7 protein-coding genes and 4 pseudogenes are annotated in these 11054 nt (G+C 37.9%); 4 read left to right on the top strand and 7 right to left on the bottom strand.

Annotated elements, in window-relative coordinates; all coding sequences use genetic code 11:
* Positions 1-86: 86 nt before the first annotated feature.
* On the top strand, positions 87-1589 hold the full coding sequence (locus tag ACFWE9_RS23390) for an FTR1 family iron permease (RefSeq protein ID WP_377359038.1): 1503 nt from the start codon (positions 87-89) through the stop codon (positions 1587-1589).
* Entirely contained in the window at positions 1576-1995 is a 420-nt protein-coding gene (locus ACFWE9_RS23385; protein WP_230162449.1) for a hypothetical protein, read from the top strand. Before ACFWE9_RS23390 ends, ACFWE9_RS23385 begins: the two co-directional genes overlap by 14 nt.
* 290 nt (positions 1996-2285) lie before the next feature.
* On the opposite strand, the pseudogene ACFWE9_RS23380 reads toward ACFWE9_RS23385, so the two are convergent.
* The 3 genes and pseudogenes from ACFWE9_RS23380 to ACFWE9_RS23370 form a co-directional block, all read right to left on the bottom strand.
* Positions 2286-3035: pseudogene (locus tag ACFWE9_RS23380) on the bottom strand (SDR family NAD(P)-dependent oxidoreductase).
* 111 nt (positions 3036-3146) lie between these two features.
* Complete coding sequence (locus ACFWE9_RS23375; protein WP_377359040.1) at positions 3147-3269, bottom strand: SDR family oxidoreductase; 123 nt, start codon at positions 3267-3269, stop codon at positions 3147-3149.
* Positions 3270-3283: 14 nt separating this feature from the next.
* Positions 3284-3397: pseudogene (locus tag ACFWE9_RS23370) on the bottom strand (IS110 family transposase); the annotation flags it as partial.
* A gap of 269 nt (positions 3398-3666) precedes the next feature.
* On the opposite strand from ACFWE9_RS23370, the gene ACFWE9_RS23365 reads away from it, so the two are divergent.
* Both ACFWE9_RS23365 and ACFWE9_RS23360 read left to right on the top strand, forming a co-directional pair.
* Positions 3667-4278 carry an undecaprenyl-diphosphatase gene (locus tag ACFWE9_RS23365; protein ID WP_377359036.1) on the top strand — a complete coding sequence of 204 codons (612 nt, stop codon included), beginning with the start codon at positions 3667-3669 and terminating at the stop codon, positions 4276-4278.
* Positions 4279-4679: 401 nt separating this feature from the next.
* Positions 4680-6197, top strand: a complete 1518-nt coding sequence (locus ACFWE9_RS23360) for a COG4705 family protein (RefSeq protein WP_377359034.1) — start codon at positions 4680-4682, stop codon at positions 6195-6197.
* A gap of 362 nt (positions 6198-6559) precedes the next feature.
* On the opposite strand, the pseudogene ACFWE9_RS23355 reads toward ACFWE9_RS23360, so the two are convergent.
* The 4 genes and pseudogenes from ACFWE9_RS23355 to ACFWE9_RS23340 form a co-directional block, all read right to left on the bottom strand.
* A pseudogene (locus ACFWE9_RS23355) lies at positions 6560-7162 on the bottom strand (IS110 family transposase); the annotation flags it as partial.
* A gap of 592 nt (positions 7163-7754) precedes the next feature.
* Complete coding sequence (locus ACFWE9_RS23350) at positions 7755-8132, bottom strand: hypothetical protein (protein WP_095395134.1); 378 nt, start codon at positions 8130-8132, stop codon at positions 7755-7757.
* Positions 8133-8306: 174 nt separating this feature from the next.
* A pseudogene (locus tag ACFWE9_RS23345) lies at positions 8307-8550 on the bottom strand (hypothetical protein); the annotation flags it as partial.
* A gap of 629 nt (positions 8551-9179) precedes the next feature.
* A complete protein-coding gene (locus tag ACFWE9_RS23340; RefSeq protein ID WP_377359032.1) occupies positions 9180-10826 on the bottom strand; it encodes a spore germination protein in 1647 nt (548 codons plus the stop codon).
* Positions 10827-11054: the final 228 nt, after the last annotated feature.

Genomic DNA, 11054 nt, shown 5'->3' with positions numbered 1-11054 from the left:
CTATAAATATAATTGATAATGATTTTCATTACTGATTATTTTTTTTTTTACATAACAAGATACTTTTCATTCCATAGGGGGCCTTTATGAAAAGCAAGTTAGTTACGACTTTTTTAGTTTTACTCACAGCTTTTGTCATTTTACCAATAAATAGTTTTGCAGCTAATGCATCCGATGATATGAAAAAGGCAAATGAGATAATTGTAGAAACTATCCAATCTGTGGATAAGGGGGACACAAAGGAAGCCTTTAAGCAATACACAACCTTTACATCTACTTGGATTTTAATTGAAGATGGAGTGAAAAACCAGTCTCAGCCGGCCTATCATGATATTGAAGATAACATGGGTCAAGCTCAGTTCGCTTTTGCTCAGCAGCCTGTGGATAATGAGAAATTAAAAAATGCACTTATTAGATTAAAAGAGACCAACCAAAAGTTTATAGAGGGTAAATATTCTTCTTCATCTAAAAGTGGTAAAAATTCAGGTACCACTGGAAATGTAGCAGAACTTGTGACACTGCTAAATCAGTCTCTTTCAAAGATTAATGATAATGATATCGAAGGCGCAAGAGGGGACATAGAGAAGTTCCGAAAATCATGGTTGAATGTCGAGGGAATTGTCCTTACTCAGTCCTCAAAGATATATGGTAATGCAGAAAGGGATATGGTTGCTAGCTACGCCATGCTATCCTCCAATCACCCAGATGTACCAGGTGCAAAAAAAACGATTGAAGGTATGCGTGATTACCTCTCTCCACTGGTAGCAAAGACAAGTTATACGATGCTTGATGCAACGACCATTCTTCTTCGCGAAGGATTGGAAGGATTGCTTGTAGTGGTGGCTTTGCTTGGATTTTTGAGAAAGGCTGGCCATGAAGCGAAAAGTAAATGGATCTGGTACGGAGTAGGAGCCGGACTTGGAGTAAGCCTTGTACTTGGTGTAATTGTAAACCTATTATTTTCTGCTGGTACATTCGGCAGTAACAATTTTTTGATATCCGGCTGGACAGGGATATTTGCAGCAGTGATGCTTCTATATATGAGTTATTGGCTTCACAGTAAATCAAGTCTTGCTGAATGGCAACGATATATTCGGACACAAAGTACAAAAGCACTTGATACCGGTAGCTTGTTCTCCCTAGCTATTCTTTCGTTCCTGGCTGTTTTCCGTGAAGGAACAGAAACTGTCCTATTCTTTATCGGGATGGCTGCTTCCATTAAGTTAGCAACGCTTTTACTAGGGATTGCCATTGGGCTGATAATCCTTGTAATTGTTTCATACCTCATACTCAAGGTAGGTTTGAAAATTCCAATGCGTCCATTCTTCCTCGTATCAAGCATTTTGATGTTCTACCTATGCATTAAGTTTGCTGGTATGGGGATTCATGGGTTGCAGCTTGCCGGGTTATTACCGGCAACTCAAGCACCCATCCCTAGCATTGACTTTTTCGGTGTATATTCAACCTGGGAAAGTATTATCCCTCAGGTGATCTTACTTATAATTGCTGTTATTGCAGCTCTTTTAAATAAAAGAAAAGATAGTAAAATAAAAGTACATACCGGAGGTAACAAAATTGAAATCTCGTAAATTACTAGTTCCTATCATCGTAATCGCTGCATTAAGCTTAACTGCTTGCGGTACCAATAACGAAAAGAAAGCTGATGAAACCAAGAAAACCGAACAGTCCTCTCCAAAATCTGTTTCCATTAGTGATGGCGCGAAGGATATGAAACAAACGATTGCTGACCTAAATGCACAGCTAAAAGACAAGGATGCTACAAAAGTAAAAGAAAGTGGAGCGAAGCTTGAGGAATCTTGGCAAACATTTGAAGACGACGTGAAAGCTAAAAGCCCGGATCTATATGGTAAGGTCGAAACTCCCCTTCACACAATAGAAGCTGGTGCAACGTCTTCCCCGCTTGATGCGCCAACACTTACAAAAGCGGCAAAAGAGTTAGATAGTGTTTTATTTGAAGTTCAAAATATAAAATAAGAGGTAAATCATTTTATATTAGTTAAACCATAGAACAAAAAGGGATAGAAGCCTATAGGGTCTATCCTTTTTTGTAGGTGGAAATCAGGTCCTGTTCGTTCCATAACGTGATAACCCTGATTGGTAATAGTTGCAAAACCTTTCTTATTGGGCTACAGCAGCCATTCACCTGACATGCAGAGAAACCACATATCAAATTTTTAGACTTGACGAATGGTTTTGACCACGAGCATTAATTAAAACTGGTATCATTTTCTAAAACGATACCGGTTTATCATTAATCCTGATACTTAAAGTGCAGTCCAACCACCGTCAATGACTAATTCTGAACCAGTCATAAAAGCAGATTCATCAGATGCCAAATATAGAACTCCATAAGCAATATCATCTGGCTGACCTAAACGAGGTAATTGAGTAAAGCTTGTAAAATATTGTTTGGATAGTTCGTCGAGGTGCTCTTCAATCATTGGTGTAACTATAATAGCTGGATGAACAGAATTGACGCGGACATTTTCCTTCGAATATTCGACTGCCGCTGCTATTGATAAAGAACGTAATGCACCCTTAGCTGCAGTGTAAGGGCTTGTTCCAGCCATACCTACAATACCGCCGATTGAAGAAATATTAATAACGGATCCCCTGCCAACTTTCTGCATTTTAGGAATTGTACATTTCATTCCTAATACACTGCCTGTTAAGTTGATATCCATTACTTTATTCCACTGCTCCATTGTTATATTCAAGAACATTTTAGGCTCACTAACACCCGCATTATATACAAGGACATCGACTTTTCCAAACGTTTAAATTGCCTTGTTCACAACACCCTTCCATTCTTCTTCAGAAGCGACATTATGTTTAATGGCAATTGCATCTCCACCCTTATCGTTTATTTCATCGACAAGTTGTTGAAGTACAACTTCCTGGACATCGGTTGCCACAACATTAGCGCCTTCTTTGGCAACTAATTTGGCTTCTGCTGCACCTTGCCCCATAGGTGCACCTGTGATATTTGCTACTTTTCCATCTAAACTCCCCATTATATAACACCCTTTCAGTCTTAAATTTCATTTTATACTTTCAAGTCCAATGAACTCCTCATACAATCTATCTACCTTTTTTGATTGATTCTATTAATATAGCAAGAAAATCTACAAGGTTAATCCACCGTCTACTAAAACAGTGGAACCCGTCATATAACTCGCCCCTTCAGAGGCCAAGAATAAAACAACTTTTGCAATTTCTTGGGGTTCTGCATATCTGCCAATCCTCATATTCGGTAGCTCTTCAGGGATAAAACTACCTTCAACAACCCTTGACGAAGAAGTTGAGCGATCCACTCAGCATCCTTGACATCTGTTTTTCGACCAGGGTCTGCTTTCATATGTTGTGCGTTAACAACTAAAAATTCATTTCTTCAGCCTCAATTAAGTTCACGATAGGCTTCCAAAATACATCAAAAGACGCTTTGCACATGCAATAGCTTATTGTTTTTGCCTTCATTTTCAAACGACTATAGCACTAAACTCGCATTTATTTTTCTTTTTAATTTATTTTTAACGTAATTTTCATAGGATGTTCAGGTTCCTTCGATACACTAAGAATACTTGTTTCTGGTCAACTTGATTTTAAATGAGAAACCAAAACCATAAAAGCAAGGAGATGAACAATATGAACTATGAAATATTTCAATGGATTAACGGTTGGTCCGGCCATTTCTCTTATCTAGATAGAGGAATGATATTCATCACAAATAGCGTTCCTTATGTGGTAATCGCACTTATGTTGTTCCTATGGTTTATTGTAAACAAAGAAAAACGAGCGGAAAAACAGTACACAGCTATATACGCTGTTTTTTCTTGCTTACTTGGATTGTTCATAAACGCAATCCTTCACCTTGTCTACTATCATCCACGTCCATTCGTGGCACACCATGTTCATCAGTTAATACCGCATCCTGCTGACTCTTCGTTTGTAAGTGATCACTCGGTATTGGTATTCTCCATAGCATGTACGATGGTGCTACGAAACGATTCGTGGAAGTATCCCGTATTAGTATGGGCTATTATTGTTGGCATTTCGCGTATATTCGTCGGAGTCCATTATCCTGCAGACGTGATTGGTGGCGCCCTTATTTCATATGGGGCAAGCATATTCGTTATGCAGTCTTCCAAAAAATTGGAGCCTTTGGTACAAGTAGTGTTCTACATGTATGACAGATTAACGAAACATATCCCTTTCCTGGCTAAGTACAGCTATAAAGACCTAAGTCAAGAAAGATAAGGATTTTTTCTAATGGAAAATCGGCTGTAATAAGAGTTGAAATCCTATGGTTAATTAATAAACAGACTTTTTCTTAATATGGGGAAATGTTGTATTTTCTATTTTTGACAGGATGTCAATTGTTGTAACAATGACTACTTCCAAAAAGGAGATGAGTTCCATTAAAGAAAACTTAGCATTTTCTGAACAAACTGAAATGGTCCAACCTTCAGGTCGGTAAATGATATGCAAAGGATCACAAGTCACCATATTTTTTGGAATCGTCAAGATTATGGCAACCACTGTGGGAGAAACAGCGCAGACTTCCTTAATGATTAACTTGGATTTGGATGGGAATCCTTATGTAGAGAGAGAAATAAAATTAAGTTGTGGGAAACCACTTTAAAGAAAGGAAATTATATATGCAAGAAAACCAAAATAAAATGAAAATTCCACTTAACAAAGTGCCACAAGTGACGATGTTCTTTTGGATCATCAAAGTTTTGTGTACAACTGTTGGTGAAACATTTGCTGATTTCATCAATTTCAACATTGGACTTGGTTTAACTCTTACTACTATTATTATGGGAGTTGCGTTTTTTATTGCATTGTTTTTTCAATTTAAAGCAAACAAATATGTTCCAGCCATTTACTGGGTAACAGTTGTTCTTATTAGCGTATTTGGAACACTGGTAACGGATAATTTGACAGATAATATGGGTGTACCACTTGAGGTTAGTACAGTTGTATTCTCGGTGCTACTAGGACTGACTTTTCTATTTTGGTATCTTAGTGAAAAAACACTATCGATCCACTCGATTTTTACTAGAAAAAGAGAAGTTTTCTACTGGCTTACGATCCTATTCACCTTTGCACTTGGAACAGCGGTCGGTGATTTATATTCCGAACAACTTGGTTTTGGTTATCTTAATACAGGAATAGGCGTTGTTATTATTATTGCTCTTGTGTTCTTAGCTTATAAATTTTTGAAAATTGACGGAGTATTAGCTTTCTGGATTGCGTATATTTTAACTCGTCCGCTTGGAGCGTCACTTGGAGATTACCTATCTCAACCAAAAGTAAATGGGGGATTAGGCATCGGGACAACCGTTACGAGTGTGATTTTTCTTATCGCTATTTTAGCGATCATCGTTTTCCTTGCCGTTTCAAAAATAGATACAAATGCTAAAAGTGATATAGTGGAAACAAACCAAAGTAAAGCAAATAAGAAACATGTGCTAACACAAACGATTGTTGTACTCGTAATTTTCTTAGTTGTGGGTATAGGTGGTTATAACTGGCGCAGTAATAATATTGCATCACAAGGTGCTGCTGAGCAAGCTACATTAGCAGGTCAATTATATGATTTTGTTAAAATTGAAAATGATATGCTAAACGCTGTAAATAAAAACGACTTTGCTTCAGCAAAAAAAGGCGCTGATAATTTGGAACATCAGTGGGATACACAAGAACCTAAGCTTCGAAAAATTGATAGCTCTACATGGATAAAAATTGATGGAACAATTGACTCTGTGCTAGCAGCGGTTCGTTCTTCAAAACCTGATGTTAATCAAAGCAAAACAGCACTTACTAATTCACTTAGTGTCTTAAAAGGGGCAAATAAATCAACATCAAAATCTAGTGCCTCACAAACTACATTATCTGGACAGTTAAACGATTTTGCAAAAATCGAAAATGATATACTAAACGCTGTAAACAAAAATGACTTTGCTTCAGCAAAAAAAGGGGCAGATGAATTAGAACATCAATGGGACACACAGGAACCTATGCTTCGAAAAATCGATGGCGCTACATGGACGAAAATTGATGGAACAATTGATGTTGTATTAGCAGCAGTTCGTTCATCGAATCCTGATGTAAACAAGTGTAAAACAGCACTTAACAATTCACTTAGTACCATAAACGCAGCAAATAAATAATAATCTTAGGAATCGCCAATCGCGGTTCCTTTTTAAATGGAACTCTTATTAAACTAAAACTGCCCCGTTAGCCATTCATGTAGCGCAAAAATCAGCGCTTCACCACAGAGAATGAAAATTGGTCTCTATGTCGCATTCATGGGAGAATTAATCCTTTTTTGGTCGTCGCGCTAGCCTCTACTTAATTTGCTATAATTGGAGGTTTTTGTTTAACGATTTACCAAACTCAATCAGATCACTCATAAGGCTCAGCCTTTTTTTAAAAAGCGTGTTTACTGGGTCTATTTTGTTGTGTTTTTTTCTAGATTTTGTGCTTTTTTAATTTTCATGGGAGTTACATAAAGAAAGAGCTGCTTTAAAATTACACTCTCTGCTAGTCTACTTTCTCCTGCCGTTAATACCGCCTCTGAAGTAGGATATTCCTTTAACATCAATAAAGAAACCTTCGAATATAGATCCCCAAAAACCTTCCTGTATTCAGGAAACACCTGATCTAAAATGGTGTGAAACTGAAGTTTAGCCTCCACATACATATTCTTTACGATTTCCTGTTTTGACAAATTACGAAGGTCTAAAAGCTGAATTCCTCTAATTTTATGGGGTTCAAAATCCTCCTTGTAATACAGCACACACAACTGGTACGCATCGATTGCGTCCGTTTTTACCTTCCGTAAACTGGTCTTCTTTGCCTGATAAGAAATAATTGGATTTAGTAAGATATATAGAATCCCTTGTTCCTCCAAGTATTGAATAACAGGAGTATAGTAATGTCCTGTAGCTTCTAAAATGACCATAGGCATCTGCCCTGTCACCTCTTCTGTTTCTTTTAGAAATCCTATAAAATAATCTAATTCCTCTCTAGTATGCCTTATTGAAAAGCTCTTTCCATACGGTTTAGATTGATCTAAAAATGCCTGAACTTGGCTCTCTCCCTTTGCCACATCCAGACCAACTACTGGATTCATCGTTTTTCCTCCTCTACTTACTAACCAGTACCCCTAGTCCTCCATGTAGTGTCATAGCTTCGCTTGTTATACGAGATCTACGTCCCAACCAGCCTCAAACATGTTTCTACAAGTAGGGGGCGGACAGTTTAGTTCACAGGATCAAGTCCCACGCACCCGTACGTCCTACCCTGGCTACTGATATAATAGATTCTATTTAAAAAAGGTCAACCAGTAATTTTACTGGTCGACCTTTTAATACGAACGCACCCGTTAGTTTAAGTACGAACCTTCACAATCTCCATTGAGTAAACCCTATTAGAACATAAAACAAAAAAGGACACTAAATATTTTTCTCACTATTTCTTCGGACTGCGACATGATTTCTTTCATTTTTACATTAAATGCGTAAATGCGTAAATAGATGTCCAATGTATAATAAACATCGTAACCCTATTCATTCGACTCAACTAGTAGAAAAGATTTATCATCATAAGACAAAAATAATCTAAAAACCATGCTTTACCCTGCAGCCTATCTGTTCGATCTTTACCATCCTTCATTTTAGCCTTTACGAATCAATCCCAGGTCTTTTTTTCATTCAGTTAGTGAATTAATCATAAAAGATTAAATGCATATCACTGTTAGTCCTTGATTTCGCAAAAAATTCTGCTTCATTTCCTCCATCAACAAAGTTACCAATACCCCGGAAAATACCACATTGGCCTCGATCTAAATATCTTACCCCTACATAATCATTATAACTGTCAGGATCATACTCCCATAATTCAACTTTTAACTTACCAGCTGGACCCACGTAAGAATCCCGACAAATCTTATAATCACCACCAGTAGAGGCAAACTGATCACTTTCAGCACCATTAGAATAAAGAGATTGTTCTCCTAAGTAATCCCAGCCACTTGCAAATGTAGAAGAAGGGAACAACAACGCAGCAACCAATGCCACAGCACTCATTTTAAACATTTTCATGCTCATTCCTCCTCTCCCGTTTTGACTTGAAAAATATTATTCTCCATATAATATGTTGCTTTGAAGAAAAGTTTGATTAAAAATCACTTAGAATACTTTAATCGAAAAGGAATGAAACGGTGCAACTTTTTTCAAAAACGGTACGACTTTGTTTCAAATCTACAATCGGTATGGTAACACAGCTAATATGGCTTTGGATTGGGACAACAAACCAGTTCCTACCCAGATAGGCAATACAACCAACCAGGCGGGCAGGCGCTCACCCCATGTCATGCTAAACGCCAATGCTAACAGGGATACCAACTGCAGCTAGAGCCATTATTACAGCGTTTGCAGTGCGCCAACTTGGGTCGCCCATTTGTTCGGTCGACATGAAGAGACCGAACAAATGGGCGATTTTAATTAACAGATAAGACATTACCGCTATTGCGGCACCATAACCCTAAAGGGAATTTGAAATTATTAAACATATTGCTCTGGAAAATAAAGATTGCTACGCAGTTAACACTTTATATGCACCAAATAAAGTTACGTCAATAAAAAAAACGATTCCAAACTATACAGCTATCCGTTAGGTAAATTATCCTAGAATATGATTCGATTGAAAATCAAATAAAAAACATGTGTATCATACTTAATAAACTTCCATTCTTGAAAAAAGGGCTCTCGAGTTATTCTGAACAGTAATCCGAATAATGGACACTTAAAAAAATGTGCCCTTATTCGGTTTTTCTATGTTCGTTAATTATTCTCTTGTTAATACTAAAGACTGATGGACCAATTGACGTTGGAACTTTATTAACCGTTTCTTTAGGGGGCTAATACTTAATTACTTTATGCCATTTACTGAAAAAGTATTAGACCGCATATAAACATCAGTACAATAAATAAACCATAAAAGTTTCTATTCATTTCACTGTTTCCCCTTATGAATGTATATACCTCACGCATACTATTTTAACACAATTTACCATATACTCCTGTACCATATAACCCAGAAACATTTTGCACAGCTTTTTCTTTATGCAACCGTTTTGTAAATGCATGTCACGGCTCAGTGCCGTCACCCTTCTTCATGTAAGAAGTCTTCATTCCACGTGATGTAGGAGGCAGTGGCCTTTGATTATCGCCTTCTCTTTTCAGATTAGTATCGGAGCTTAAAAATTTGGGTCTTTTTTTAAACGCCCACATTGGTCTCCTGAAAAATGTATCCCCTAGTCCTTCCGGATTAAGTGGAGCAAATGGTGACATATAAGGAACTCCGAATGAACGCAGGCTACATAAATGAACTAGGATAACAAAAAAGATTAAATTCATACCATAAAAACCCATTGTACCTGCGCAAATGATAAATACGAACCGCAGCAAGCGAGCAGCAGTTGCCATGGTATAGGAAGGGGTCGCAAAACTTGCAATGGCCGTGATCGATACGATGATGACCATTGCCGGTGATACAATTCCAGCCTGAACTGCCGCCTGCCCAATCACCAGAGCACCAACAATGGACATAGTCGCCCCAATGGCTCTGGGCATCCTAAGGCTTGCTTCTCTTAAAAGTTCAAATGTTATTTCCATGATGAATGCTTCGATAACTGCCGGAAAAGGAACGGAATCCCGTTGTGCTGCAAGAATGACGAGCAGCTTTGTAGGAATCATTTCTTGATGATACGTTGTAGCTGCTACATAGACAGACGGGGCAATTAGCGAAATAAAGAAAATAGAAATACGTAAAAAACGTATAGCTGAGGCTATATCAAAGCGAGCATAGTAGTCCTCGACAGATTGAAAGAACTGAATAAATAACGCAGGCGCCACCAAGACAAAAGGCGTTCCGTTAACAAAAATGGCTACCCTTCCTTCAAGGAGATTGCCAGCGACCTTATCAGGTCTTTCAGTATGATCAAGGGTAGGGAATGGGGTCATGACCTGATCTTCTATCAATTGTTCAATATATCCTGATTCAAGAATACTATCGATATTTATTCCTTTTAAGCGTTCTTTGACCTCTTCGACGATTCCTTTTTTTGCAATCCCATTTATATACATAATGGAAACATCCGTCTTTGTCACAGTGCCTATTTTCATCGACTCTATCCATAAATCCGGACTGTTAATGATGCGGCGTACCAGGGCTATGTTTGTTGCATTCGATTCAGTAAACCCTTCTCTTGACCCACGGACCACCGAATTTGTGCTTGGTTCCTGAACAGAACGCCTTTCTCCTCCTTTTGTACTGGCAACCAGGGCTATGTTTATGCCATCAACAAAAATGACGCTATCCCCTGATAATAATGACAAAAATAATCTTTCCCAATCCGTGACGGTTTCTACACCGCCGAGTGAAACCACGTCTTTAGAGATCACTTCCAGCACTTCATGTGGAAGTAACTTTTCTTTTAGCTGAGGATTTTTCATGATGGATTCAATTAAAAAATCTGTAACACTTGGATTGTCTATAAGACCCTGTACATTCAAAATAGTCACCTTAATCTCAGGGTTTTGACTAGTTTTCAACGTTCGTATAATGATATCCGGGCTGCTTCCTGTTTTTTGCTTCACCATATCCAGATTGGCTGTTATAGAGCTGTCAATATTTCGGGGTGTTTTAATTATAGATTGATCTTTTTCTTTGTCGCCTACCTTTTGCTTCTTGCGTTTCTTCATTTGTCCTTTTTGTTTAAAAAAAGAAACCATAGCACCGGTCCTCTTTCATTCCTATTTCTTTTTATTCTGTCCAAAAAAATTGTTTTTTATGGATAACACCATTCCCAACAATATTATTAGATTCATTATGGAACTAACCTGCCCCTTTAGTTGCATAAGAAGCTTCTATGGCGGCGCTCCTCGCCGCCACCATCTACTACGAAAATCTAAACTCAAAAATAGAGTCTAACCCATTAACCCCTTGACGATAATGGATGA

The sequence above is a fragment of the Peribacillus sp. NPDC060253 genome (assembly GCF_042727425.1).
Classification (GTDB): Bacteria; Bacillota; Bacilli; order Bacillales; family DSM-1321; genus Peribacillus.
This window is presented reverse-complemented; position numbering and strand designations above follow the sequence as displayed.